The 25,672-nt window shown below is 57.9% G+C and carries 19 protein-coding genes and 3 tRNA genes; 6 read left to right on the top strand and 16 right to left on the bottom strand.

What is annotated here, in order from left to right; genetic code table 11:
• Positions 1–234: 234 nt before the first annotated feature.
• Both leuD and leuC read right to left on the bottom strand, forming a co-directional pair.
• On the bottom strand, positions 235–822 hold the full coding sequence (gene leuD, locus ACN085_RS00935) for a 3-isopropylmalate dehydratase small subunit (RefSeq protein WP_419099477.1): 588 nt from the start codon (positions 820–822) through the stop codon (positions 235–237).
• Between the two features lie 57 nt (positions 823–879).
• Entirely contained in the window at positions 880–2,301 is a 1,422-nt protein-coding gene (gene leuC, locus ACN085_RS00930) for a 3-isopropylmalate dehydratase large subunit (RefSeq protein WP_419110302.1), read from the bottom strand.
• Between the two features lie 211 nt (positions 2,302–2,512).
• Here leuC and ACN085_RS00925 point away from each other — a divergent pair, with 211 nt between their 5' ends.
• Positions 2,513–3,229, top strand: coding sequence for an IclR family transcriptional regulator (locus tag ACN085_RS00925; RefSeq protein ID WP_419110301.1), 717 nt, complete (start codon positions 2,513–2,515; stop codon positions 3,227–3,229).
• A 74-nt stretch (positions 3,230–3,303) separates the two neighbouring features.
• On the opposite strand, the gene ACN085_RS00920 is transcribed toward ACN085_RS00925, so the two are convergent.
• The 8 genes from ACN085_RS00920 to ACN085_RS00885 form a co-directional block, all read right to left on the bottom strand.
• A complete protein-coding gene (locus ACN085_RS00920) occupies positions 3,304–5,031 on the bottom strand; it encodes a dynamin family protein (protein WP_419110300.1) in 1,728 nt (575 codons plus the stop codon).
• Positions 5,032–5,035: 4 nt separating this feature from the next.
• Complete coding sequence (locus ACN085_RS00915) at positions 5,036–6,835, bottom strand: GTPase (protein WP_419110299.1); 1,800 nt, start codon at positions 6,833–6,835, stop codon at positions 5,036–5,038.
• A gap of 145 nt (positions 6,836–6,980) precedes the next feature.
• Positions 6,981–7,053: transfer RNA gene (locus ACN085_RS00910), tRNA-Glu, on the bottom strand.
• Positions 7,054–7,232: 179 nt separating this feature from the next.
• Positions 7,233–7,305 (bottom strand) — tRNA-Glu (locus ACN085_RS00905).
• 25 nt (positions 7,306–7,330) lie between these two features.
• Positions 7,331–7,402: transfer RNA gene (locus ACN085_RS00900), tRNA-Gln, on the bottom strand.
• 277 nt (positions 7,403–7,679) lie between these two features.
• A complete protein-coding gene (gene gltX, locus ACN085_RS00895; RefSeq protein ID WP_419110298.1) occupies positions 7,680–9,197 on the bottom strand; it encodes a glutamate--tRNA ligase in 1,518 nt (505 codons plus the stop codon).
• Between the two features lie 44 nt (positions 9,198–9,241).
• On the bottom strand, positions 9,242–10,018 hold the full coding sequence (locus tag ACN085_RS00890; RefSeq protein ID WP_419110297.1) for a fumarylacetoacetate hydrolase family protein: 777 nt from the start codon (positions 10,016–10,018) through the stop codon (positions 9,242–9,244).
• A 289-nt stretch (positions 10,019–10,307) separates the two neighbouring features.
• Positions 10,308–11,735, bottom strand: coding sequence for a pentapeptide repeat-containing protein (locus tag ACN085_RS00885; protein WP_419110296.1), 1,428 nt, complete (start codon positions 11,733–11,735; stop codon positions 10,308–10,310).
• 247 nt (positions 11,736–11,982) lie between these two features.
• On the opposite strand from ACN085_RS00885, the gene ACN085_RS00880 reads away from it, so the two are divergent.
• Complete coding sequence (locus ACN085_RS00880) at positions 11,983–13,650, top strand: ATP-binding cassette domain-containing protein (protein WP_419110295.1); 1,668 nt, start codon at positions 11,983–11,985, stop codon at positions 13,648–13,650.
• A gap of 125 nt (positions 13,651–13,775) precedes the next feature.
• Here ACN085_RS00880 and ACN085_RS00875 read toward each other — a convergent pair whose 3' ends face one another.
• From ACN085_RS00875 to thrC, 5 genes are all read right to left on the bottom strand, one after another.
• Complete coding sequence (locus tag ACN085_RS00875; RefSeq protein ID WP_419110294.1) at positions 13,776–14,873, bottom strand: branched-chain amino acid aminotransferase; 1,098 nt, start codon at positions 14,871–14,873, stop codon at positions 13,776–13,778.
• Positions 14,874–15,136: 263 nt separating this feature from the next.
• The gene (locus tag ACN085_RS00870) at positions 15,137–16,198 is read right to left on the bottom strand and encodes a 3-isopropylmalate dehydrogenase (RefSeq protein ID WP_419110293.1); all 1,062 of its coding nucleotides are present in this window, start codon (positions 16,196–16,198) and stop codon (positions 15,137–15,139) included.
• A gap of 54 nt (positions 16,199–16,252) precedes the next feature.
• Positions 16,253–16,699 carry a hypothetical protein gene (locus ACN085_RS00865; RefSeq protein WP_419110292.1) on the bottom strand — a complete coding sequence of 149 codons (447 nt, stop codon included), beginning with the start codon at positions 16,697–16,699 and terminating at the stop codon, positions 16,253–16,255.
• A gap of 179 nt (positions 16,700–16,878) precedes the next feature.
• Positions 16,879–17,139 (bottom strand): type II toxin-antitoxin system RelB/DinJ family antitoxin, encoded by a 261-nt coding sequence (locus tag ACN085_RS00860; protein ID WP_419110291.1) that lies wholly within the window; start codon positions 17,137–17,139, stop codon positions 16,879–16,881.
• A gap of 331 nt (positions 17,140–17,470) precedes the next feature.
• The gene (gene thrC / locus ACN085_RS00855; RefSeq protein ID WP_419110290.1) at positions 17,471–18,898 is read right to left on the bottom strand and encodes a threonine synthase; all 1,428 of its coding nucleotides are present in this window, start codon (positions 18,896–18,898) and stop codon (positions 17,471–17,473) included.
• 123 nt (positions 18,899–19,021) lie between these two features.
• Between thrC and ACN085_RS00850 the strand changes: the two genes are divergently transcribed.
• The 4 genes from ACN085_RS00850 (at position 19,022) to ACN085_RS00835 (ending at position 24,571) form a co-directional block, all read left to right on the top strand.
• Positions 19,022–20,275 (top strand): sensor histidine kinase, encoded by a 1,254-nt coding sequence (locus tag ACN085_RS00850; RefSeq protein WP_419110289.1) that lies wholly within the window; start codon positions 19,022–19,024, stop codon positions 20,273–20,275.
• An 82-nt stretch (positions 20,276–20,357) separates the two neighbouring features.
• A complete protein-coding gene (locus ACN085_RS00845) occupies positions 20,358–21,119 on the top strand; it encodes a response regulator (protein ID WP_419110288.1) in 762 nt (253 codons plus the stop codon).
• 118 nt (positions 21,120–21,237) lie between these two features.
• The gene (locus ACN085_RS00840) at positions 21,238–21,990 is read left to right on the top strand and encodes an ABC transporter ATP-binding protein (RefSeq protein ID WP_419099461.1); all 753 of its coding nucleotides are present in this window, start codon (positions 21,238–21,240) and stop codon (positions 21,988–21,990) included.
• 1 nt (position 21,991) lies between these two features.
• Positions 21,992–24,571 (top strand): FtsX-like permease family protein, encoded by a 2,580-nt coding sequence (locus ACN085_RS00835; RefSeq protein WP_419110287.1) that lies wholly within the window; start codon positions 21,992–21,994, stop codon positions 24,569–24,571.
• A gap of 146 nt (positions 24,572–24,717) precedes the next feature.
• Here the strand turns inward: ACN085_RS00835 and ACN085_RS00830 are convergent, their stop codons facing one another.
• Positions 24,718–25,662, bottom strand: coding sequence for a hypothetical protein (locus tag ACN085_RS00830; RefSeq protein WP_419110286.1), 945 nt, complete (start codon positions 25,660–25,662; stop codon positions 24,718–24,720).
• Positions 25,663–25,672 lie beyond the last annotated feature (10 nt).

Below are 25,672 nucleotides of genomic sequence, written 5' to 3'. Positions count from 1 at the left end.
TGTGGTGCCCGCCTAGGCGACCGACACCTTCACAGCATTATTTCACGCATCAAGCAAAAATTGGTGAATAAAACCTTGCCTAACAACTTTACCTCAGAGTTCAGAGTAGGGCCTACTGGGGGCAGTGTTCTCCACCATAATGGTGCACCAGCGCCCCCCTTTAAAGGGCCCAGGGCACCTACCTATTTTCTGCCGGCTCCCTGGTCTGATGTGGCCTTATACTGATTCCTTGCTTTACTGAGTGCGCGGTAACCAGGCGGGGCGGTTAGCCTCGTAGGCTGTAATAGCTTCTTCATGTTGCAGGGTTAGCCCGATGTCATCGAGGCCTTCCATGAGGCGCCAGCGGACGTAGTCGTCAATCTGGAAAGGAACGGTCAAGGCGCCGACGGTGACGGTTTTCTCTTCCAGGTCCACCGTCACTTCAGTACCAGGCTCGGTCTCAAGCTGCTTCCAGATCAGCTCAATGTTGTCCTGATCAACCTGAGCAGCCACCAAACCCTGCTTGCCCGAGTTACCCCGGAAGATGTCAGCAAAACGAGCCGAGATAACAACGCGAAAGCCGTAATCCTTCAAAGCCCAGACGGCGTGCTCTCGTGATGATCCGGTACCGAAGTCAGGGCCGGCAACCAGCACCGAACCCTGCTTGTAGGGTTGCCGGTTGAGAACAAAGTTCTCATCCTTGCGCCAGCCCGCAAAGAGGGCATCGTCAAAGCCGGTCTTGGTGACGCGCTTGAGGTAGACGGCGGGGATAATTTGGTCGGTATCGACGTTGGAGGCCCTCAGGGGCACGCCAATTCCGGTGTGCTTTTTAATCGGTTCCATGAAAAATCCGTTTCTACCCGGCTATCCGGGTACTCAAATTCGATGACTTATTCCGCTCTAGAGGTCAGCGGGAGCTGAGAGAGTACCGCGGATAGCGGTAGCGGCAGCAACCAGGGGTGAGACCAGGTGGGTGCGCCCGCCCTTGCCCTGGCGGCCTTCAAAGTTACGGTTAGAGGTTGAGGCGCAACGCTCCCCCGATGCCAGCTGGTCCGGGTTCATGCCCAGGCACATAGAACAACCGGCAAAGCGCCAGTCTGCGCCAAAATCCTTGAAAATCTGGTCCAGGCCCTCAGCTTCTGCCTGGGTGCGAACCCTGTGGGAACCGGGGACAACCATCATGCGAACACCCTCTGCCATGGTCTTGCCCTTAAGGATTTCGGCGGCGGCACGCAGGTCCTCGATGCGGGAGTTGGTGCAGGAACCCAGGAAGACGACATCAACGGGGATCTCTTTCATGGGGGTACCAGCGGTCAGGCCCATATATTCCAGGGCGCGAGCGGCGGCCTTCTGCTCGTTCTCATCGGCAAAGTCCTCGGGGAAGGGAACAGCCTGGGACAAGGGGACACCCTGGCCGGGGTTGGTGCCCCAAGTGACAAAAGGCTCTAGCTCATCTGCGTTGATGAAAACCTCATGATCAAAGGTTGCACCCTCGTCGGTGGGCAGGGTCTTCCAGTATTCAAGGGCGGCATCCCAGTCGGCACCGGTAGGTGCGTGGGGGCGGCCTTTAACGTATTCAAAGGTCGTCTCATCAGGTGCAACCATACCGGCGCGGGCACCTGCCTCGATGGACATGTTGCAGATGGTCATGCGCCCCTCCATAGAGAGGGAGCGGATGGCGGAGCCCCGGTATTCCAGCACGTAGCCCTGGCCACCACCGGTACCGATTTCGGCAATAACAGCCAGGATAATGTCCTTAGCGGTCACACCGGGCTTGAGGGTGCCCTCTACGTTAATAGCCATGGTCTTGAAAGGAGCCAGGGGCAGGGTCTGGGTTGCCATGACGTGCTCAACCTCGGAGGTGCCGATACCAAACGCCAAGGCACCGAAAGCACCGTGGGTTGAGGTGTGCGAGTCACCGCAGACAACGGTCATACCGGGCATGGTCAGGCCCAGCTGGGGGCCAACCACGTGAACGATACCCTGTTCTTGATCACCGAGTGAATGGATACGTACACCGAATTCTTTAGCGTTCTTACGCAGGGTCTCAATCTGGGTGCGTGAGGTGAGATCTGCAATCGTCGAGAAAATATTCTCAGTGGGGGTGTTGTGGTCCTCGGTTGCAATGGTCAGGTCCAGGCGACGCAGTGGACGCCCCTCAAGACGCAACCCCTCGAAAGCCTGAGGTGAGGTTACTTCGTGAACCAGGTGCAGATCGATGTAGAGCAAGTCGGGCTTACCGTCTGTACCGGGCACTACGGTGTGCGCCTCCCAGACTTTTTCAGCCAATGTAAGCGGGGTATGGTCGGTGCTACCAGCCATCAAGTCCTCCAAAAAATATTGTGATGCGTTAATAAGTGTGACGGCACCGCACTCATCTTTCCAATAAACGAACTTGCATATCAGAATATGAGAAGTCAAAATTAAAGTACTCAGACACAATCCATATACCCATTATCTTTCACCCCCGAAAGATCGCATCACACATAATCACTGGGCCAACGCACCGGCCCATCTGCGAAAGTTGCCCACTATGCAAGAGAAGCCTAGCTCCGGCGTCGGCGTACTTGATAAAGCCGCGCACATTCTTGCCTGCCTTGAAGCTGGCCCCGCCACCCTTTCCCAGCTTGTTGAAGCTACCGGTCTGGCTCGCCCCACCGCCCACCGTCTAGCTGTTGCCCTCACACACCACAGGCTGGTAGCCCGCGATGTTCAGGGCCGGTTTATGTTGGGGCCCCGTCTCAGTGAACTCTCAAGTGCCGCTGGCGAAGATCGTTTGATTGCTGCCGCTGGCCCCGTCCTCAACAACCTGCGTAATGCTACGGGTGAATCTTCACAAATTTTCCGTCGGCAGGGTGATTGGCGGGTCTGCGTAGCCTCCGCTGAACGGCCCATCGGCCTGCGCGACACCATTCCGGTGGGCACCCAGCTCTCTATGAAGGCAGGTTCAGCCGCCCAGGTACTCACCGCCTGGGAGGATCACGCCCGCCTGGTCGAGGGCCTGCACAGTGCTCGTTTTTCTGCCACCATGCTGGCAACTGTCCGCCGCAGGGGCTGGGCGCAGTCCGTGGGTGAGCGCGAGCGCGGTACCGCCTCAGTCTCCGCACCGGTTCGCTCCCCCTCCGGCAAGGTGATTGCCGCCGTCTCTATCTCCGGCCCGATTGAGCGCCTGAGCCGCCAACCCGGCCGCCTGCACGCTGAGGTGGTATGTGAAGCGGCCGCCGCACTATCAGAAGCCTTACGGAGCTAGCCATCTGCTCTCAGACCAAGAAAGAGCCCCGGTACCCATATGGGTACCGGGGCTTCTTCTGTGAGACCGTAAAGTTACTTGCCGGCCTGGGCCAGTGCCTTGCGGTAGTTGGCAAGTCGATCCAGTTCCTCTTGAACGGGTTCAAGGACACAGCGTGAGGCTACGTCACTCATATTTTCTTCAAGCTGACGGCGAATACCCTTGGCGTACATACGATAGCCGACAGTAGCTATGGCTCGACCCAGCGCAGCCACCAGAATACCGGCCAAGAGGCCCGTAACCACCAGGAGGGTGGGCACAGGTAGCGGGAAGCCCTCAACCGTTGGCGGGTCTGGTAGCACAAGCTGGAAGTAGCTTGCGGCGGCGAGCGCGGTCAACCAGAGCAGGCCAAGCAGAGCTGCTGCTAACCCTACCCACTGCAAGATGTTGAGCAGGTGCCACCACCAGCGTTTTTTGGTTGCCTCGTAGTGGACGCTGGCGGCCGCCCGTTCAATTTCGCGGGGTAGGTGTTCTTCGTAAGTTCGGGCGGCTGACCGGATGGAGTGGCTCCAGGGTTCTGCCAGGCCCTCGGATGCCTGACCTGCAAAGGTGCGCAGGCTGGTGCTCAGCGCCGCCTTCTGGGGCGCACCGAGCGGAGGCAGTGAGGACTTGCTGATGGGTGCCCCATCGTGTTCTTTGTGCAGGCCCAGGCGTTTGAGGGGGTCCCGTTTATTCTTGAGGACCCACCGGGTGGCGATCCAGCCGGTTTTCTCGGCGGCGTGGAGCTTATATGAATCGGAGGCCGCTTTGACCAAGCCTTCAGCGCCGGAGGCCCGGTAGAAGCCCTCTTCAAGCTGGGTCATAGCGGGGGCGGTGATGCCTGCCGGTTCCCCCTGCCCGTCCTGGGTAGCAAGTTCTGAGCGAACCCCGGCCAGGTCTGCCTCGATACGGGCCACAGCGGCATTTTTGGCGACAGCGACCTGCCCCAAGATCTCCCGCAGACGTGGAATGTTATGGCCGGTGCGGGCTGAAACACCCAGGGGGTCAGCCAGCAGGGTGCTGGTGAGCCCGTCCTTGGCCAGAAGCAGTTTGAGGGAGTCCAGCACGGCAGGCAGTTCAGCCTCATCCAGGCGATCTACCTGGTTGAGCACAGCCAAGGTTACAGCGCCGTGGGCGGCTAGGGGCTGGATGAAGTCCTGGTGAATCACGGCGTCAGCGTATTTCTGGGGGTCCATGACCCAGACCAGAACGTCCACGCACTGCGCCATTTTCTCCACGATTTTCCGGTTGGAGGCCTCCACCGAGTCGAAGTCGGGCAGGTCAAGCAGGACTAGACCGCCGGTGGCTTCTTCTGTTTTACCGGCACCCACCGATGTACGGATTTTGTTCCACATGCCCACGGTGACCGGCACATCGGCCCGGTTGAGGGCTTCTGCCGCTTGGGCTGGGTCCTCGTCCATGTAGGTTCGGTTGCTTACGCCCAGCCAGTCCAGGAGGGGTTCAACGCCCTCTTTACCCCAGACGGCGGCCTGGGCGGTCGATGTGGTGGGCCGGCGGGCGGCGGACTTGGCGATCTCTTTGCCAACCACCGCATTAAACAGGGTTGATTTACCGGAACCGGTAGCCCCGAAGAAACCAATCACGGTGTGTTCTGCTGAGAGTTCGCGGCGAGTAGCAACCCGCTCCAGGACCAGGCGGCCCTTTGCCAGGATTTCGGGGTCTAGGCGGCCTTGGCCTAAGTCGAGGGCGGTGGTGAGGGCATCCACGGTGGTGGCCAGTGCTGTGGTGGCAGGCTCTGCCTTGCTGGTAGAAGTTGGTGTCACGGTTTTAGCTCTCGGTGGTTGTTTCAGAAGCGGCAGGTAGCTGAACACTGGCCGCTAGCTGGGTGCTTGCGGTGTTCAAGGTGGTGGCAACAGCTTCTAGGTCGCTGGCAGTGGGGCGGGCCTGGTCCTCGCTCCCCTGCCCGGTAACAGATTCAAGGCGGTCGATAAAGCGGGCCTGCTGGGTTTCAAGTAGCTCGCCAATGCGCTCTTCGAGCCGGGTGCGGGCACCGGTTGCCATGCGGCGCACAGCGTCCTCGCCAAAGATAGCTTCAAGGAGCTTTTGGCCAATCACACCGGAGCCACCGGCAATACCGACTTCAACGCCGGTCAGTCCACCGGTCATTGAGAAGACCGCGACCATCAAAATCACGGCCGTTACGTTCACGCCCAGGGACATGAAGCGGGCCTTTTGGCGTTTGCCTGCACCCTCGGCAGAGATGATGTCCATGACATCTTGTTGCCAGGCACGGATGCTTTCGGCCACGTCTTCGGAGAAGCTATCGTCCAGCTTGGCGAGGTCCTCCCCAGCCAGCAGCGCACGGCCTGCACGGTCTTCGAGCCAGCGGCGCTGGACGGTTTCGGCGGCTGTAGCTGCCTCTTCCATAATGACCGAGTGCAGGCTGACTTCAAGGGCCTGTTCTACCTCAACAGCCTGTGTGGGCGGGGTTCCCCTGAAAAAGCCTGCGATACGGTCGCGCACCTTGCCCACGGTTGTTTCTACCTGGCGGAAGAATTCTCCGGTACCCACAAAGTCTTGCCAGCGCCCCAGTACTTCGCCTCGGAGCATCTGGCCGTCCTGCGTGCTTTCGTTCAGGTTGGTCAGGGCGCGTGCGAAAGCGCTGGTAGCGTCGGCCCGCAGACGGTTTTCTGCGGCTTGTTGGTCTTGCGCGGCCTGAGCTAGATCGCTTGCCTGCCGGGCTAGAGAACGCACAGCCCCCTCCAGGGTACGGCGGGCGATATCACCACGGGCATCGGTGTCGGCGCCCAGTGAACGTAACCAGAAAATCAAGGGGAGCAGGGCCACGCTGGGAAGCAGGCCGCGCTCATCACGTTCCTGCTCGGTCACAGAGTGAATCAGGGCAGGGGTGATACCGGCTTCGGCCAGCATTCGGCTCAAATCTGCTTCGATCTCGTCCTCGCTGCCCTCGGGCACACGGTTGAGTACCACGGCAATGGTGATATCTCGGGTAGCCGCCTGTCGCAGGATCTCCCAGGGCAGGGCATCTGCGTAGCGGTTAGCGGTGGTGACAAAGAGCCAGAGGTCAGCGGCTCGTAGCAGTTGCTGGGCGAGACGGCGGTTCTCCTCGCTCACCGAGTCAAAGTCGGGGGCATCAATCAGTGCAATGCCCTTGGGCAGGGAATCGACCGGGACAGTCACCAGCTCGTCTTGGCCGCTGTGGGGGTTGGCCCCCGGTAGGGCCTGGCCGGGTTCAACCGGAAGGCGTACCAGATGCGGAAGAATCCGCTCAGGGGTAAAGGCGGCGACGTCCTCGGGCCTATAGAGCAGCACGGGCTGGCGGGTAGTGGGGCGGATAGCCCCGGAACGGGTTACAGGCTCACCGATGAGCGTGTTAACCAGGGTTGATTTGCCGGCTCCGGTGGAGCCACCAACAACCAGGGTCAGGGGAGCATCCAGTGTGGAGAGCTTAGGCAAGATGTAGTCGTCGAGCTGGGTGACTGCGGTTTTGGCTTCTTGCTGAGCTTGTTCAGCCGATCCTGTGTTCAGCGGGAAAGAAGCTGCCGCGAGGGTGTTGCGGGCTTCTCGCACGGAGGCCAGAGTATTAAGAATAGTTTGGTTGTACACACTCCCTATTCTGGCATGTTCCTAGCGCCGGAGCTGCCCTATCAGTGGAACTGTCGCCACCTATCTTGCCGCTGGTGCCTACCGGTCAGCACAGGGTACAAAAAATTCCCCCACCTAAACTTTAGGTGGAGGAATCTTTAGCCTGTGACCCCAACCGGATTTGAACCGGTGTTGCCGCCGTGAGAGGGCGGAGTACTAGGCCGCTATACGATGGGGCCCTTGCTCTCAAAAAAGAGCTGCTACCTTTGTGGCAACAGATAAAACTATATAGGCCACCCCGCTAGTACGCAACTTGAGATACTGTAGTTTCAGCCACAGCGGGACCTTAGCACACAGCCAACAGCGGGAACAAAAAAATTCCCCCACCTAAACATTAGGTGGAGGAATCTTTAGCCTGTGACCCCAACCGGATTTGAACCGGTGTTGCCGCCGTGAGAGGGCGGAGTACTAGGCCGCTATACGATGGGGCCGTAACATCTTGAAACAAGATGTTCGCTGGGATACCAGGACTCGAACCTAGAATGACGGTACCAGAAACCGTAGTGTTGCCAATTACACCATATCCCATTGGTATTGCTTAGCTGATTTCCTTGAGGAAGTCATCGCCGCAACGAGTTATAACTTTATACGACCCCCAAGGGGCGTGCAACTTGAAAAGGGTAGACCTACATCACAAGGCCTTCTTTCAGGGCGCACAGAATCCCAAAGTTCCCCGGTTTTTCGCGGTTTTTGGGGCCAAAAATTCCCTTCAAAAAATTTTTTGGGGGTGCACCAAAAAAGCTAAAGAACCTGCCCCTCCCCAGAGCTGGGGTCAGGCAGGTTCTTGGTTTAGAGTATCGCCGGCTTAGGCGGCAAGCTCCTGGTGCAGTTTCTTGAGGCGAGCCAGCGAGGACTCCTTCCCTAGAATCTCCATGGACTCAAAGAGCGGCGGTGAGATGCGGGCACCGCTGACAGCGGTACGCACGGGGCCAAAAGCCAGGCGGGGCTTAATCTCTAGGCCCTCCACGATGGCGCTACGCAGGGCTTCCTCAATAGCCTGGGCGGTGAAGGTCTCCAGGGGTTCAAGAGCTGTGAGAGCGGCTTGGAGCACAGCGGGTGCTGACTCTTTGAGCTGTTTGGCGGCGTCCTCAGCGACCTCAATCTCTTGGTCCTTTGTGAAGAGGAAGCCCAGCAGGCCGGCGGTCTCCCCCAGCAACTGCATACGCTCCTGAACCAGCGGGGCGGCTTGGGTCAGGGTAGCCTGCTCGCGCTCAGTCAGCTCCTCAAAGCTCTTGGCGGTGACCAGGCCGTCCTTGTGCAGGAAGGGAACCAGGCGGTTGCGGAAGTCCTCCGCCTCTAGCAGGCGAATGTGGGTGCCGTTGATAGCTTCTGCCTTTTTGAGGTCAAAGCGGGCAGGGTTAGCCAGCACGTCCTTGACGTCAAAGTGCTCAACCATGGTGTCCATGCTGAAGATATCTTCGTCATGGGACAGTGACCAGCCCAGCAGGGACAGGTAGTTAAGCAGGCCCTCCTTGATGAAGCCAGCATCGAGCAGGTTGTAGAGGCTGGACTCGGGGTCGCGCTTGGAGAGCTTCTTGTTACCTTGGCCCATGACGTAGGGCAGGTGGCCGAACTCAGGGATGAAACTGGTGACACCTACCTGGACCAGCGCCCGGTAGAGGGCAATCTGGCGGGGGGTGGAGGACAGCAGATCTTCGCCACGCAAAACGTGGGTGATACCCATGAGGGCATCGTCTACCGGGTTGACCAGGGTGTAGAGGGGGCGACCGTTAGCGCGCACCACAACGAAGTCGGGAACGGAACCGGCCTTGAAGGTGATTTCGCCGCGCACCAGGTCCTTGAAGGTGATGTCTTCATCGGGCATGCGCAGGCGCAAAACGGGGGTGCGGCCCTCGGCACGGTAGGCGGCCTTCTGCTCTTCGGTCAGGTCGCGGTCAAAGTTGTCGTAGCCCAGCTTGGGGTCTTCGCCCTTGGCGCGGTGGCGCTCCTCCACCTCTTCGGGGGTGGAGAAATCTTCGTAAACGAAGCCGCCGGCCTTGAGCTTGTCAATGACCTGGGCGTAGATGTCCATGCGCTGTGACTGGCGGTAGGGCTCGTGGGGGCCGCCCACACCTACACCCTCGTCCCAGTGGATACCCAGCCACTGCAGGGATTCGAGGACCTGGTTGAAGGACTCTTCGGAGTCACGAGCGGCGTCGGTGTCTTCAATACGGAAGATGAGCTTGCCGCCGGTGTGCTTGGCGTAGGCCCAGTTGAAGAGGGCAGTGCGGACCATGCCCACGTGGGGGGTGCCGGTGGGCGAGGGGCAGAAACGCACGCGGGTTTCGCTGGGGTCTGACAGCTTGAGGGCGTAATCAGTCATGGGTGGGGTCACATCTCTTTCGTTGTGGGTTCTAGGAAAATTTTTTAGTCGGCGCGGACGGTGTTGATCAGGGAGCCGATGCCTTCGACCTCAATTTCCACCTGGTTGCCTGCGCTCAGGCGCCCTACTCCTGCGGGGGTGCCGGTGAGGATGACGTCACCGGGTAGCAGGGTGAAGTATTCGCTGGCGGCGGCTACGAGCTCGGCTACGGAGAAAACCATGTCGGCGGTAGTGCCGTCCTGTTTAAGGTCGCCGTCCACCCAGGTCTGAATGGCTAGGTCGTCGGTGTCCAGGTCGGTTTCGATCCAGGGCCCGATCGGGCAGGAGCCGTCAAAGCCCTTGGCGCGGGCCCACTGTACATCGGTGTTCTGGGCGTCGCGGGCGGTCAGGTCGTTGGCTACGGTGTAGCCGTAGATGACCTCGGGTACGCGCTCTAGCGGCACGGACTTGGCGATACGGCCGATGACAACGGCCAGTTCGCCCTCGTAGGACACGTCGGAGGACCAGTCGGGCAGGGCGATAGGATCGCCGGGGCCGATCACGGAGGTGTTGGGTTTGAAGAAGAACTGCGGGCTGGTGGGGGTTTGGTTGCCCAGCTCGCTGGCGTGGTCGCGCCAGTTGCGGGCGGCCCCTATAACCTTGGAGCGGGGAATGATGGGGGCCAGCAGGCGGACGTCCACCAGGTCGTACTTCTTACCGGTGGGGTTGACCCCGGTGTAGAAAGGGTCGCCGGAAAGCACGGTGAGGGTTTCAGAGCCGGGCTCACCCTCAACCAGGCCAAAGTGAAGGTTATCGTCTACGGTAAATCGAGCAATGCGCATGGCTACTAGCCTACCGGACTCGCCTGCCCTGCGCGCAGGGCAGGGGCGGTTAGGTAAACAAGTAGGCAACCTTTATTTGGTTATAGGGTTGCTAGTCGCTCAGCAGACACAGCTACGGCAAGGGCCCTTCTCGCCCGGTTCGCTGGCGCTAACTCGGCGATTCACGCCAGCCCCCCATCGAGCTTGCCTACCCGCTGTGCCTGATGGGAGATTAGCACCGAGAATGTGAATCGCAAGCCGTCAGCGACCGACCTTTCTCTTGGAGACAACAGGGAGTTAGTCCCGGATATTATGATTCCAAGGCCGCATTGCCCTGAGCCGCGCGGCGACGCCTGTGCTCCGTAATAACTTTGTCTACCAACTGTCCAGGAAGATCACTCTTTAGAAGCTCCTCACGGTTAGGTAATTCTTTACAAGATGCTATCCTGCAAGCAATGAGGTCAAACACTTCTATTTTCCCAAGTTTAAATCCTTCAAAGAAACTAATGAAGCGAGCCCCATCTAAACGCGCCCCACTGAAATTAGTTCCATCAAATTTCACATAGCGCAGATTAGCTTTCTGTAAGTATGTATCCCCGCCTAACGTAGCTCCATCTAGGCAAGCAGCTGTCAGGTCAGCGCTTTCTAGATATGTGCACCAAAAGGTTGTGCGCTCCAAATGAGCATTAGTAAGATTGGCATTCACCAAATAAGTACCAACTAACGTAGAACCTTCCATATGAGCGCCCTCCAGGTTTGCATGCTCGAGATTCCGCCATGAAAAGGATAGCTTTCTAAGGTCTAAATTACCGAGATCAAAAGAAAATTTCTCTCTATCCAGTTCATTCTCAGAATTGTCATTGGTTCTATTTTCCGGATTTTCATCAAACTCGGGAAAGATATCCTGAATAACCGAGTTAAGAGTTCTTACCTCTTGTTCTGTTCTATCATCAATGAGATCCCCTTCATCCTTTCGGGGAACACCAAAAAGAATTTTCAGGATATTTCTCTGCTGGCTATTTTTCTGCCTTTTCACAACTTCCGATGAAGCCGCCAGAGTTTCCCAATCCTGGTAGAGGGTTGCTAGCTGAAAATAGCTTGCTGACCGCTCGTTCTCATCTTTGCTGTAGCGACGCGACAGAATCTCATGCAGGCGGTCATTGAGCGACTTAATAATTTCAGCGTCCTGCTTATTCTGCTCCCGCTGGGCGCGCTCGTCCTCAATCTCCCGCTGATGTTCGAGCTGCCGCCTCAGGTTCTCCTGCTGGGCAAGCCTGTTTTCCTCGCCCGTCTGGTAGCTAACTGTAACAGACACCACAACACCCACCGCAGCAATCAAAGCCGCAAAAGCGGTCGCAAGGCCCTGCCGGGCATCCACCCAATCACCGTTATAGGTAGTAAGAGTTAACACCAAAGTAGCCAACGCAGAGACCACAAAAAGAGCCGGAAGAACCGCCACCACAATACGGAACAGCCTGTTGGAACCGCTGTTTACGGTATTCTTTCTTCTGAATAACCAGGCTAGACCCGTAACCGTTAAGCCACCCAGCAGAGCCGGGCCCAAATCTAACAGACCCAAAGCACTGCTAAAAGTCAGATTGGGATAATCACGTTTATTCAATAACCCAGTAAATAACCACCCATAAATTATTGTGCCAGCTACCCAGAACCCCATTTTAAGCCAGCTCTCTACCGAGTTGCCCACTTGCCCGCTCCTCTCCTGCTGTTGCTTACCCACCTGCTCATAGCCCTTCTCGCACGCACAATTCACTTAAACTTAAGTATGCCAAGCCTCCTCCCTACAACCATACAAAAACTCTTTTGACGGGTTTCTACGCCCAACCATAAACTAGCTCTCGGAATTACTGTCTACGGAAGGCACATCAGTGGATTTTTCAGCAGCTCTCTAGCCCAGGCTGAAACCACTCTGCCCGCACCCGGCACCGGTTTTCAGCACCCCCCCTGAGAACTGAGGACTATCCACCGTGCCCGCATACCCCCCTTCCGTACCCACAGCCATCAGCTTCACCCACCTCACCCACACCTGGCCCGACGGCACACCCTGCCTCACCAACATCACAGGTACAGTCACAGCCCCCATCACCGCCCTCATTGGTGATAACGGTAGCGGCAAGTCAACCCTGCTCAAAATACTTGCAGGGCAGCTGACCCCCACTTCCGGGAGCATCAGGACCCCTTCCAGCACCGCCTATCTACCCCAAGATTTAGGGCTATCTGCAAAGCAAACCCTGGCTGACCTCTTCGGTATCAGCACTATCCTCGATGCCCTCGACGAGTTAGAATCAGGCAACTACTCCCCCACCCTCCTGGACACCATCGGTGATCACTGGGACGCCGCCGAACATGCCCTAGCCCAGCTCACCGCCGCAGGTTTCTCCCCAGCAAACACGGTAGAACCAGCCGACTGTCGTCAGTTCCTCCGGCGAAGGGTAGGCACTCTGTCCGGCGGGCAGGCAGTCACCGCCGCCCTAGCCGGGGCACTCTCTGGCTCCCCCAGCTTCCTCTTACTGGATGAACCCACTAACAACCTCGACGGCCAAGCAAAGGAACGCTTCTACCAGCTCCTAGAGCGCCTTCCCTGCCCCGCCCTCATTGTTACTCACGACCGGGAACTGCTATCGCGCGTCCAGGCTATCCTCGAACTGAGGGCAGGCAATATGCGCTCCTTTACCGGTAACTATGCTGTCTATCGGCAGGCCATTGCCCAAGAGCAAGAAGCCGTCCGCCGTCACTATAGACAGGCTCAGCAGGTCGAACGTAAAGAGAAACGTGACCGTATTGAGGCTGAGACAAAGCTGGCGCATTCTCATCGGCGAGCTCAAACCTTTAAGGCACGCAAGAAGGCATCAGCCATGGAAATGGGCCTGGCCGCTTCAACGGCGCAGGTGTCTGCTGCCAAGCTCCGCAAAACTCACCAGGAACGCCTGCAAATAGCCCAGGCCACCAAGCAGAAAACTGCGGACGCCCTACGCAAGGACGAATCCGTCTATCTCGATTTGCCCGGCACTTCCCTACCACCAGGGAAGCGGGTTCTTGAGCTGGAAATTGTGAACCCCGGCATCAGTATGCCATCTGACCAGCCACGCTATCTTGCCCTGCAAGGGCCAGAACGCCTACGGCTGGCTGGGCCTAACGGCTCTGGCAAGACCACCCTACTCAGGGCTATAGCGCAGGCAGGATCTACTGAGTATAAAGACCAGGTAGCTAACGCTCTCCCCAGCATTTACAGTGTCACCTATTGCCTACAAGCGGTCAGCTACCTGCCCCAAGTGATTGATTTACCAGCGGATACCACCATGCTTGACTATGTGTGGCAGGCTGACCCCCAGCTCACCACCCAAGAAGTACGCGATAGCCTCGCCCGCCTGCTTTTCCGCCGAGACCGTGTGGAACTCCCGCTAGAGGGTCTCTCCGGCGGTGAACGCTTCCGGGTGGCTCTTGCCCGCCAGCTTCTTGCAACCCCGGCCCCTCAACTTCTCCTTCTCGATGAGCCAACCAACAACCTGGATATAGCTTCGGTGAACTGGCTGGTATCTGCCTTAGCTAGTTACAGAGGTGCCTTGCTGGTGGTCAGCCATGACGATTATTTCTGCCAACAGCTGGACCTCACCCGGACCTTAGATTTGCCCTAAAACCGCCTAAAGATAGATACCCGCCTCCCCTGCACTAGCAGGAAAGGCGGGCACAGTTCTTGAGCTGAGCCTTTCTGGTACAGCATCGACCGGAGCTAAGCTACAGGCTCAAGGCCCAGTGATTCTTAGACCAGTGTGACGTTCCAGCCCAAGCGGTCCTCAACCTTGCCGGTCTGAATACCGACTAGTTCTTGACGCAAGCCCATGGTCACGGGCCCGCCCTCAGCACCGGAGGCTGAGGGGACCTCAAAATCAGCGGCCTTGAGCTTACCCACGGGAGTAATCACAGCGGCGGTACCGCAAGCAAAGACCTCGGTAATCTCACCGCTGGCTACGCCCTGGCGCCATTCAGACAGAGTAATTTTGCGCTCTTCAAGGGTGTATCCCCTGTCCTGGGCCAGCTTGATGATGGATTTGCGGGTAACACCGCGCAAAATAGTGCCGGTTAGCTCAGGGGTGGCAATACGCCCGTCCTTGAAGACAAAGAAGACGTTCATGCCACCCAGTTCCTCAATGGCATCATCGCGGTTGGGGTCCTTGAAAATGACCTGCTTACAGCCCTGGGCTTCGCCTTCCAACTGGGCGGCAAGTGAGGCGGCGTAGTTGCCGCCGCACTTGGCTTCGCCGGTACCGCCCACACCGGCGCGGGCGTAGGTGGTAGATAGCCAAATATCAACGGGCTTGGGCGTGCCAAAGTAGTTACCGGCGGGTGAGGCAATCACATAGAAGGAAACTTCACGGGCAGGGCGGATCCCCAGAAAAGCCTCTGTGGCGATCATGAAGGGGCGCAGGTAGAGGGATTCCCCTTCACCGGAGGGCACCCAGTCAGCGTCGATGGTAACCAACTGGCGGATTGCCTCCAGGAACAGTTCCTCGGGCAGATGGGGCAGAACCAGTCGGTCTGCCGACTTGTTCAGCCGGGCGGCGTTCTCCTGGGGGCGGAAGGTGGTGATGGAGCCGTCAGCCTGGCGGTAGGCCTTGATGCCCTCAAAAATTTCCTGCCCGTAGTGGAAGACACTGGCCGCCGGGTCAAGGCTGACAGGCCCGTAGGGCAACACCTGGGCCTTGGACCATTCACCGCCGTCGGCGTGGCTGCCTTTCCAGTCGATACGGACCATGTGGTCGGTAAAATGGTTGCCGAAACCGGGGTCGGCAAGTATTTCTGCCCTGCGCTCAGCGCTGGCGGGGTTGGGGTTGCGGGTAATAGAAAATTCCAGGGTCATGTTCGTCCTTCAATCACAGTGTATGGGACTGTAGCTTGTCAAAATGTTAAGCCCGGGTAAGCAAGGCTGTGCGCCAGCTGGCTCGGGTCTGGCGTTTTAGGGGGTGCTAGTGCACAGCCTTGCTGGCCAGGGGCGGGCTCCTGAGCTTTTGGCTTGGTGTGTGCCCTTATCTTCCTTTTCCTTATGAGAATACATCAGCTCTGTGGTTTCTGTGCTCTACCTAACGTGGGCCCCCGCCGGTGAGACGGAAGGGACCAAGGAGCTTAGGCATCCAGGGCGGCCAGAATTGCGGAACCGATCTCGTCAGTACCGCGGGTTGCACCGGGGTTGGCGGCTAGGTCTGCTTCTACGGCGCGGTCAATGCGGGCGGCGGTGCCCTCGTAGCCCAGGTGACGCAGGAGCATGGCGGCGGCCAGGATGCTTGCCGTGGGGTTAGCCGTGTTGAGCCCTGCGATGTCGGGGGCGGAGCCGTGGACCGGCTCGAACATGGAGGGGAAGGTGCGGTCGGCATTAATGTTTCCGCAGGCCGCGTAACCGATACCGCCGCTAATAGCGCCTGCCTGGTCGGTCAGAATGTCGCCAAAGAGGTTGTCGGTGACGATGACATCGAACCGTGCCGGGTCGGTGGTTAGGAAGATGGTGGCCGCGTCAATGTGCAGGTAGTCGGTGGTGACCTGCGGGTATTGGGTGGCTACCTGGTTGAAGATGCGGGTATAGAGGGCCCCTGCGTTGACCAGGACGTTGGTCTTGTGGATCAGGGTCAGCTTCTTCTTGTCGCGGGTATTAGCCAGCTCAAAAGCGTAGCGGATCAGGCGCTCGATACCGTGAGCGGTGTTGAGCGATACTTCAGTGGCGATTTCTTCGGGGGTTCCGGCGCGCAGGACACCGCCGTTACCTGCGTAGGGGCCTTCGGTGCCTTCACGCACAACCACAAAGTCGATTTGGCCGGGGTTAGCTAGCGGGGAGACTGCACCGGGGTAGAGGCGTGAGGGACGCAGGTTGATGTAGTGGTCAAAGGAGAAGCGTAGGTTGAGCAGGATTTCACGCTCAATCAGGCCGCTAGGCACTTGGGTGGAGCGGGGGTCTGCGCCGACGGCACCAAAGAGGATGGCGTCGTGGGTTGCTAGTTTTGCTTTGGTCTCTTCTGAGAGGGTTTCGCCGGTTGCTAGCCAGTGATCAGCACCCAGGGGGTACTCGGTGGCGGTGACAGCAATCTGGTCAAGTTCGGCGGCGCGGGTCAGGACGCGCTGGGCTTGGGCTACTACTTCGGGGCCGATACCGTCACCGGGAATTACTGCCAGGTTGATGGAGGGAGTTTCAGTCATGTTCTTAAGGCTAGTCCTGCACAGTGCCCTTTGCCCATATTTTGGCTTTGGGTTTCATATATTGGCCGGCTGGCCTGCCCCTGTGGGAACCTCTGCACCTTTACCCGGTGCTGCTGCTAAGAAGACGAGTTCTTCCGGGCGGGGTAGGCAGACGGTGTTTTGACCGATGGGTGCTATTTCAAGGTCGGTCAGGTAGTGCCCCACTAGATGGGCCAGAAGCAGGGCGGATCCGTCCTGGGTGGTTGCGGTTAAGACAGTGCGGGGTGCCGGTGTTTCAGGCCGGCTAGCCAGCAAGGTGGCTTCTGAGTCTGCCGGGTAGTGCAGGGTAAGGGTGATGCAGGTGGAGCAATCGCAGCTCTGTTTGGCCTGTGCTGTGTTCAGCCTGCGGATTAGCCCTTGCCGTTCCTGTGCGCTGGGCTTGTGGCTTTCGGTATCCAGCGGCAGACCCTGAGTGATGAGCGCGGCCAGCAGGTTTTTCTGCTCGTCGGTGAGTGCCTCCATACGGCAAACCCTAGCAGGGCCTGTTTTCTTCTGACAGGCTTTACACCCGGGTAATTTTAACTAGAACAAATCGTCATGGCTACCGGTGCCAGTAAGTACGAGCACCAAGCTTTTCTGCCTTGTCATGCTTTTTGAAGAGGGCCTTAACATCGGGCTTGATTTAAGGGGTATAGGTGATACTAGGAAGCATGGGTCAAATCTGCCGTCAGCTCATCAAAGGTTATGAACTTCTCCCCCAGCCCATTTTCTGCTTCGTAGCGTGCGCGAGCGCTGGCAGGGTTTTCGCGACGCGGGGTAAACGGTATTCCGTTATCCACGAGCGCCTGGCGAAGAAACATATTCAGGGCTGTACTCATGTCGAGGCCAAGTTCACTGAAGAGCCGCATAGCCTCTTCTTTGGTTTCGCGGTCTGTACGGAACGAGATAGTAGTTGTAGACATTTGCCCTCCAGCAGTTAATACATATTCATTACAATGTCGCTACAACTGCATGCTATCCGGTCGGCACTCTGAACTCAATACATCCGCGCCGGATTAAACACAGGGGCGGGGAACCGTTCGGTTCCCCGCCACTGCGTTGAGACTTGATGCCTTAGCTGGCCTGGCCTTAGCTTTCAGGGCAGAGGGCAAGCGTGCCCCTGCCAACTAGCTTAGGCCTGGCTATCAGGGCAGAGGGCAAGGCTGTGCCTGCCAACTGGCTCGGGTCTGGCGTTCAGGGAGGTTGGCAGGCACAGCTTTGCCCAATCTCCCCACAAGCCCCTTGCCCATAGTCTTAGACGTTGCGCTCAATCAGAGCTTTAACAGCCTCTACATCATTGGGTAGGTCAATTAGGTGGCGGTCAGCCTCCATGATGCCCGCGAAGCGCTCAGGGATAGCGGGCTCGGAGCCGGTTGCTTCCTTGATGGTTTCAGCGAACTTGACCGGCAGCGCGGTCTCCATGCAGATAATGGGAGTTTCGACCCTATCGGCCCAGTCGCGGGCAACCTTCACACCATCGGCTGTGTGAGGGTCAAGCAGGACGTTCAGCCGCTCATGGGCATCACGAATCGTAGCCACCCGGTCAGCGTGGATGGAGCGGCCCGATGCGAAGCCGAACTTATCTGCGGCATCGGTGAAGGCTGGGTCCCCTGCCAGGGTAAAACCGCCCTCTTTGACCTGTCGGCCGAAGAGGTCGCCCACCCGCTCGGCGTCGCGGTCGAGCAGGTCGTAGATGAAGCGCTCGAAGTTGGAAGCGCGCGAGATATCCATGGAGGGGCTGGAGGTCTCAAAGGTATTAGCCGAGGAACGGACACGGTAGTTGCCGGTGCGGAAGAATTCATCGAGGACGTCGTTCTCATTGGTTGCCACGATCAGGCGGTCAATGGGCAGGCCCATCTGTCGGGCGATATGGCCGGCGCAGATGTCACCGAAGTTGCCAGTGGGTACGCAGAAGGAGACCTTCTGGTCGTTGGTTTCGGTGGAGCGGATCCAGCAGGAAACGTAGTAAACGATCTGGGCCATGAGGCGGGCCCAGTTGATGGAGTTTACGGCGCCGATGCGTTTTTCGGCCTTGAAGCTGGCATCGGAGGAGATAGCTTTGACGATATCCTGGCAGTCGTCGAATACGCCCTCGAGGGCGATGTTGAAGATGTTGGCATCGTCTAGGCCGAACATTTGGGCTTGTTGGAAGGGGGTCATGCGCCCGGCGGGGGTCAGCATGAAGACCTTAATGCCGGCGCGGCCGCGCATGGCGTATTCGGCGGATGAGCCGGTGTCGCCAGAGGTTGCGCCTACAATGTTCAGGTCTTGGCCGCGGCGAGCTAGTTCGTATTCGAAGAGTTCGCCCAGTAGTTGCATGGCCATGTCTTTGAAGGCGGCGGTGGGGCCTTCTGAAAGGTGTCCGATGAGGATACCGGGTTCCAGCTCGGTGACCGGCACGATCTCTGGGGAGGCGAATTTGGGGTAGGAGTAGGCGCGGGCGGTAATGGCCTTGAGTTCTTCTAGGGGGATGTCATCAATGTAGAGGGCCAGGATTTGGGCGGCGAGCCCCTGGTAACCTTCGGTAGCGAGGACGGCCCGCCAGCGGGTGAGGGTGGCATCGTTGATCTGGGGGTAGGAGACGGGGAGGTAGAGGCCACCGTCGGGGGCTAGGCCTCCCAGGAGGATGTCGGTGAAGTGGGCTGGGGTGCGGGTGGTGTCGCGAGTGGAGATGTACTGCATGACTATAAGGTTACCTTTTCTGGTGGGGGTAGGCCGGTAGGCGCTTCATACTGGGGTATGAACTTGGGCCTGGTGCAGGGTGGGTGCTGGGTTCTGGGTGCGGGTGCAACCTAAACTGGTGGGGTGGAGAGCTTTCTATTTGAACCGGCTGTTTTGGCTCGGCGTAAGCGCTGGGTGAACGGTATTTTTGTTGCCTTGTGCCAGTTGTTTACGGTTGGTTTTACCGGTATTGCGGGCCTCAACGGTAATCTCTGGTGGCTCTATATGCTCCTTTGGGCGGTGGTGACCGGCAGTCTCTATTTCCGCTATAGCAGGCCAAAGACCGTGACTGTTTTAGTCCTTGTGGGCTTGCTGGTTACTGTTGTTTTGCCCTTCCCGGCTCTTGATATGTGGTGGGTGGCTCCGCTGGCGGTCTATCACTGGGCCAGGTACGGCGAGCGCCGGGTGCGTATAGTAACTATTGTTCTTTTTTTGGTGGCTTCAGTGGTGGCTGGGGCTAGTGCGGGTTTTCAGCTTGCTTCTGTCTATAGCTGGAGCACCGTTGAGCTTTTGGTTCTTTCTCTGGTTATTTTCTTCTTTTGTGCCGCCTTGTGCACGATTGCCTGGTTTCTGGGTGATACTAGGCGCTTGCGGGATAACCGGCAGAGGTCGCTGGTTGAGCGTAACCGGCAGTTGGTGCATGAGCGGGAGCAGGAGCGGGTTATGGCGGCCCTGGATGAGCGTGCGCGTATTGCCAGGGAGATGCACGATATTGTGGCTCATTCTCTTTCGGTCATTATTACGCAGGCGGACGGGGCACGGTATGTGGCTCAAGCCCGTCAGCAGGCGGAGCTAGAGTCTTCCGCCCGAGGCGGTGAGCTGGTCGAGCCGGTGGAGATTGCCGCCTTAGGGACTATTTCTGAGACGGCTCGTTCTTCTTTGCAGCAGATGCGTTCCCTGCTGGGAGTTTTGCGGACGGATGAGGGCGCCGCTTTTCAGCCTCTACCGGCTTTGCACAATGTGCCGCAGCTGGTGGATCAGATGCAGGAGCTGGGTTTTAATGCCAGGCTGGTGTGGGAGTGCGAGGGAGTTGATGAGAAGCTGCCGCAGGGGGCTGAGCTGACGGTCTACCGTATTGTGCAGGAGGCTCTGACCAATGTGCGTAAGCATAGCCCCACGACCCCGCTGGTGACGGTGACGGTTCGTGAGGGTAAGCGTTCCTTAGATATTGATGTGGTCAATGCGCCCCAGGTTCAGGCTTCGGAGCCTTTGGCCGGTGCCCGCCGTGGTTTGCTGGGTATGCGGGAACGAGTTGATATGTATAGGGGTAGCTTGCATTACGGTCGCCTGGCGGACGGCTCGTTTAGGGTCTTTGCGCAGATTCCGTTTGCTCCCTAAGAGCGCTGGCTGTCTTTTTGGCCGGGGCAGGCCAGCTGTTAAGAGAGAAGTTGTTGAAGGTCGAGAGGATTGAGAAGAGACGATGAGCGGAAAGATTAGGGTCATGCTGGTTGATGATCAGCAGTTGGTGCGCTCTGGCCTTGCCATGTTGGTTGGTTCCCAGCCTGATTTGACGGTGATAGGTCAGGCATCGAATGGCCAGGAAGCTGTGGAGCTTACCCGGCAGTTGGCGGGGCAGGGTTCTGTACCCCATGTGGTGCTCATGGATGTGCGTATGCCGGTCATGGATGGTATCGAGGCGACCGGGGCAATTATTGCGGGCTACCCCTCCGTTCGTATCGTTATGCTGACAACTTTTGATATTGATGACTATGTCTACGCGGCGGTCCAGCGCGGGGCCAGTGGCTTCTTGCTTAAGGACGCGCCTGCTGAGCAGCTCTTGGAGGCTATCCGTACTATCTACCGGGGGGATGCCGTCATTGCACCAAGTGCTACGAAGCGTCTCTTGGAGCAGATGATTATCCCCCAGCTAGCGCAGGATGCCCCATCCGGTCAGGGCGCGGGCCAGGCCGTGGGGTTTGCTGGCTTACCCGCGGACCGGCAGGCTGGCTCCTCTGCTCGGTCCAGCGGTAAACACCAGCAGGAAATAGCCAGCTTGACTGCCCGCGAGTTCGAGATTTTCATGCTCATGGCCCGGGGCCTCAGCAACGCTGAAATCACCTCAGAGCTTTTTGTGTCGGAGGCAACCGTCAAGACGCATGTCTCCCATATTCTGGCCAAGTTGTGCGCCCGCGACCGTGTGCAGGTCGTCATTATGGCCTATGAGGCAGGCCTCCTGCCCTAGGCTACTTGTCGGTCGTTCCAGGCCGGGAACAGGTATCTCATACCCGGGTATGAGGTCCTTCCCAGGTTTCACTCCCAGGCCTGATGTATCCAGGTAGATCTCTTGCCAGACTGGAACTATGAATACACACCACACATTTCCCGTTGCGGTAGGCGCACGCAACCTCAGCAAAACTTACGGAAGCGGTACTTCGTCCGTGCGCGCCCTCGATCAGGTCAGCATCGACTTTGAACGCGGCAAGTTCACGGCCATTATGGGCCCCTCAGGTTCTGGCAAGTCCACTCTGCTCCATGTCCTTGCCACCCTCGATACCCCAGACCCCGGGACTGATTCTTCTTTGCAGGTACGGGGTGTCGAACTGCTGGGCCTCAAAGATTCCGTGCTAGCAGAGTTCCGGGCCAAGAATATCGGCTTTATCTTCCAGGCCTACAATCTGGTCCCCACACTGACCGCAGGCCAGAACATTGATCTGCCCCTGGGTCTTGCCAAGATGAAGGTTGATAATATTTGGCGTGATGAGCTGGTACGGGTTCTGGGCCTGACGGACCGGCTTAAGCATGCCCCGGCTGAGCTATCGGGTGGCCAGCAGCAGCGAGTAGCCATTGCCAGAGCGCTTCTACCCCGCCCCGCCGTCATTTTTGCCGATGAGCCAACCGGGTCTTTGGACTCAGTTTCTAGTGCCGAGGTTTTAGATCTGCTACAGCAGGCTGCCCGCGCTCAGGGGCAGACCATTCTCATGGTCACCCACGACCCGGTAGCGGCCTCTTATGCTGACCGGGTAGTACTGCTGCGCGACGGCAAATTGGCCGGTGTGCTTGAATCACCCACCCGCGAGTCAGTGCTTGCGGCGCTTTCTGGGTTGGGTGAATAGCATGGCAACCACATTGGGCACCGTTGCCCGCTCTAACCTGGGTAAGCACAGGCTGCGCTTTGCGCTGACCTCCATCGGTATTGCTATCTCGGCTTTCTTCCTCTCAGCGGTTCTTATCAGCAACCTGTCGCTCATGACTAGCTTGCGTGAGTCAGCGGCCCAGTTCTATGGGAACTCGGATCTGGTCTTGGAGGACCCTGATCACAGCCAGTTTGTTATAGAAAGTCCCCCCTACTTGAGTCAGAAGGCTGCCCAGCAGGTTCAGGCTAGTTCCCTGGTCAAATCCAGTTGGGGTGTAGCAACAGCTGATGATGTCATGTATTTAGCTGGCTCGGGGGCCCAAGAACCAAGTTTTTTGGTCAAACGCACTGATTTAGCGGCCGATGATTCTGTTCTCTCTCTCACCCTTCAAGAGGGTGATCTCCCCAGCACCAGCAGTCAGGTCCTCATACCCTCCTCCCTTGCTCAAAACTCCGATCTGAGAGTTGGGCAGACGGTACGGATGACTGACTACACCCTACCCGTTGACTTTCAGGGATTACCCCCAACCAGTGACTTTAAAATCAGCGGTATCTACGCACAAAAAGCTGCTACGGGACCTATGAATAATATGGTCTTCACCGGCGGTAGCTTGACCGCAGACTACACCAAGTCACGTGAAGCTGACCCCAGTAGCGGCTACAGCATGATGATGGTCAAGTTAGCACCGGGGGTTTCAGCCCATGATTTCAAGCAGCAGCTCACATCAGCAGGGCTTGAGGTGGCGGTCTCTACTGTAGAGGAACAAATCCAAAAGGATGTAGATGACTTCACCGGGGGGATCTCACAGGTCACCGCCGTTGTTCTGGGCTTCGGCCTGCTATCCCTCCTCATGTCCAGTTTTGTGATAGCTAATACCTACCGGGTCTACGCGGCCTCGCGTACCCGCGAACTGGCTCTGCTCCGTACTCTGGGTGCCACCCGTTTTGCTCTGGTGCGGATGCTCCTACTGGAGGCCTTCATGCTGGGTGTGCTTTCTGCTCTAGCGGGTATCGTCACGGCCTATGGCCTGGCATTCCTTATATCCACTTTTATGACCGGGGGCTACATGATCGATTTCTCCCCCGTCCCAGCCCTCATCTCCCTCTTTATCTGTGGGACTGTTGCCGTCCTTAGCGCTTTGGCACCAGCCTGGTCAATGCGCAAGATTTCGCCCATCACAGCCATCCAGAGCGTACCTGAGCCCCGGACAAGGAGCGTCCTTAAGAAGGTCTGGTTCTGGCTGCTGGTGCTCCTCCTTGTAGCCCTGGTAGCTGTGGGTATCTTCTGGGCTCAGAGTTCTCCCTTAGAGCCAGGGTATGTGCTGGCCACGGTTGCCCTGGCAACCCTCCTTGTCCTGGTTTTCCCTTTCTTCCTATCCCCCCTGCTCGCTGTGACGAGCAGGTTCTGCCAGCCATTTACTACCGCCGGTATGGCCCATAGTAATATCCGGCAGGCTAAGGGCCAGACCGTAGCTAGCGGCCGGATGCTCTTTATCTGCGCAGCCTTTCTAGCTGCTCTCATGACCGGTTTCACTAGCCTGAAGGTTTCCGTCCTTGAGGATATTGAGCGTTCCTACCCTTTCCCTGCTTCGGGCTTTGTGAGTGCTCAGAGCTGGGAGGCTAGCACCCGCTTGGAGCAAGAAGTTCAGGCTTTTGGCGGGGTAGATGCGGCGACTGTGGCAATCCCCCAGGGCTCCTTGGAGAATAAGCTCTACCAGGATGCCAACAGAGTGAGCGTATATTCTCTCGATGCTTCTCAGCTAGATCGCTTAGCTCCCTATGATTTCCCGCACCCCTTGGCCGATGACCAGCTCCTCATCAATGCCTCAAGCGCTGAATCACTCGGTCTGGTAGAGGGTAGCAAAATTAGGGTTGCTGGAACCCACAAGAGCCAGGAACTGACTGTTGTTTATACGGATACTGATTTGTTTGGACCTGTCATGACCCGGGTAACAGGTCAGAGAATAAGCGGTTCCGAGCTTCTGGCTACCTCGCCTTCCCCCGACTCACCCGCCCTGATTCTTGGCTTTGACCCCTCGCTCAGTAGCGATCAGCAGTTGGCGGCTTTGAAGGGCCTTGAGAGCCAGGTGGGGCTTGCCCAGGGTAGCCTCTACGGGAGCCTGACCATGGGTAGAGATATTGAGTTGGGTCTAAACATAGGCCTCTACGTTGCCCTGGGGCTACTGGGGGCAACCCTGGCTATTACTCTGATTGGTATAGCCAATACCCAGATTCTGAGCGCCTACCAGCGGCGCCGCCCCTACGCCCTGTTGAGGGTTGCGGGTATGAGCAAGAAACAGTTGAGGGCCATGATTTCCTTCGAGACGACCCTGGTGGCTTTGCTGTCCATACTGTTGGGTATTGGGGCTGGTTATGCTTGTGCGATCTTGCTCTTGCAGGTGTATGCCACCAATGGTTTTAGCATGAACTACTCTGTTCATGGCTGGGACCTGCTCCTGATTCTGATCGGCGGGGTCGCTCTGACCTGGCTCACTAGCCTGATCCCAGCCCTGCGGGCTTCGCGTCTCTCACCGGTCGTCAGCCTGCAAGAGACCCCCTAAAGCTGGTAGGCACACTACTAGTTCATATAGGGCCAAGAAATTCGGTGCTGTGCCCACCTCTACGAGCTTTGGGCCAGTATGAGCTGGGCACGGCACCGATGAGCACCAGGAGGCTAGCAGGAGGGTGGGGAAGGCTGGCCGCGCCCCTAGGATGCTGTGGCTGTTGGCTCAGCTGAGGCGCTAGCACTCTCAGAGGGTGTAGGTAGGGTGACCGGTGAGGTGTTCTTGGGGTCGGCCTTATCCGCTTCCACCCGCTCCTGGGAGGTAGCGTGGATGGCTTCAAGCTCATCCTTGAACTGCTTGAGCCGTTTGTAAACGGACTCGTAGTAAGAATTTTTGAGCTCAGAAACGGAGGAATCAAAAGAATGTCTTTCACGACAGGAAATATCGGCCTCCAGCATCTTCTTAGCATCCGCCTGGCCTACCAGGCTAGCCTGGTAAGAGGCCAGGTCGGTACTCTTGACCTGGCCAAAGCCTGCATCGGACATACAGCTAGCCCACTGCCTCTGCAACTCAACGTACTTCTCGTCCGAGCGCAGGCTATCGGCGATAGCCGAGCCAAACTGGGGAGCTAAGAGGGCGGCCTTAATACCGTTTTCAACCGACCCATAGAGGTACTCATAGCTCTGAGCCATACAGCCGTCAGCTTTCAGTTCCCCACTGGAATAATCCATGAAGCTCACGCTCAAGGTACTATCGCCCTTGCCCAGGTAGGCATCAAGACCAGCCTGGTCAAAGCTGGCAGTTGCTCGGTCGCTCTGGGCGGGCAAAGGCCCGTACCCGTTAGCTTTCAACTCATCAGTAGTGCGCCCGGTATAGACAGCGTGGCCCAGGCTATGCACCGCAACCGGCTCCAGGTATTTACCCCCGGCTTGAGCTACGCAGCGTTCAACAAAAGCACGGCGAGCCTTTTCTGCGCCCTCAGGGGGATACATCAAACTCTCAAGAGCGGTAATGTGCTCCGGGTTTGCTTGTTCAGGCTCAAGCTGCTGGAAATTTTGGGGCTGGGGCTTACACCCAGTCAGGGCCACAGCAAGCAAAAGGGCCAGGCTCGTACCGGCCTTCACACCGTGGGCAGTAAGTAATGACACGCAAGCCTCC

This window comes from Rothia sp. P4278 (assembly GCF_048512945.1).
Taxonomy (GTDB): Bacteria; Actinomycetota; Actinomycetes; order Actinomycetales; family Micrococcaceae; genus Rothia.
The sequence above is the reverse complement of the archived record's forward strand: the minus strand, read 5'-3'. Positions and strand labels throughout refer to the sequence as shown.

Coding starts and splice junctions, on each gene's coding strand:
- leuD (WP_419099477.1), bottom strand. CDS start 822: ATGGAACCGATTAAAAAGCACACCGGAATTGGCGTGCCCCTGAGGGCC.
- leuC (WP_419110302.1), bottom strand. CDS start 2,301: ATGGCTGGTAGCACCGACCATACCCCGCTTACATTGGCTGAAAAAGTC.
- ACN085_RS00925 (WP_419110301.1), top strand. CDS start 2,513: ATGCAAGAGAAGCCTAGCTCCGGCGTCGGCGTACTTGATAAAGCCGCG.
- gltX (WP_419110298.1), bottom strand. CDS start 9,197: ATGACTGATTACGCCCTCAAGCTGTCAGACCCCAGCGAAACCCGCGTG.
- ACN085_RS00890 (WP_419110297.1), bottom strand. CDS start 10,018: ATGCGCATTGCTCGATTTACCGTAGACGATAACCTTCACTTTGGCCTG.
- ACN085_RS00875 (WP_419110294.1), bottom strand. CDS start 14,873: ATGACCCTGGAATTTTCTATTACCCGCAACCCCAACCCCGCCAGCGCT.
- ACN085_RS00870 (WP_419110293.1), bottom strand. CDS start 16,198: ATGACTGAAACTCCCTCCATCAACCTGGCAGTAATTCCCGGTGACGGT.
- ACN085_RS00865 (WP_419110292.1), bottom strand. CDS start 16,699: ATGGAGGCACTCACCGACGAGCAGAAAAACCTGCTGGCCGCGCTCATC.
- ACN085_RS00860 (WP_419110291.1), bottom strand. CDS start 17,139: ATGTCTACAACTACTATCTCGTTCCGTACAGACCGCGAAACCAAAGAA.
- thrC (WP_419110290.1), bottom strand. CDS start 18,898: ATGCAGTACATCTCCACTCGCGACACCACCCGCACCCCAGCCCACTTC.
- ACN085_RS00845 (WP_419110288.1), top strand. CDS start 20,358: ATGAGCGGAAAGATTAGGGTCATGCTGGTTGATGATCAGCAGTTGGTG.
- ACN085_RS00840 (WP_419099461.1), top strand. CDS start 21,238: ATGAATACACACCACACATTTCCCGTTGCGGTAGGCGCACGCAACCTC.
- ACN085_RS00835 (WP_419110287.1), top strand. CDS start 21,992: ATGGCAACCACATTGGGCACCGTTGCCCGCTCTAACCTGGGTAAGCAC.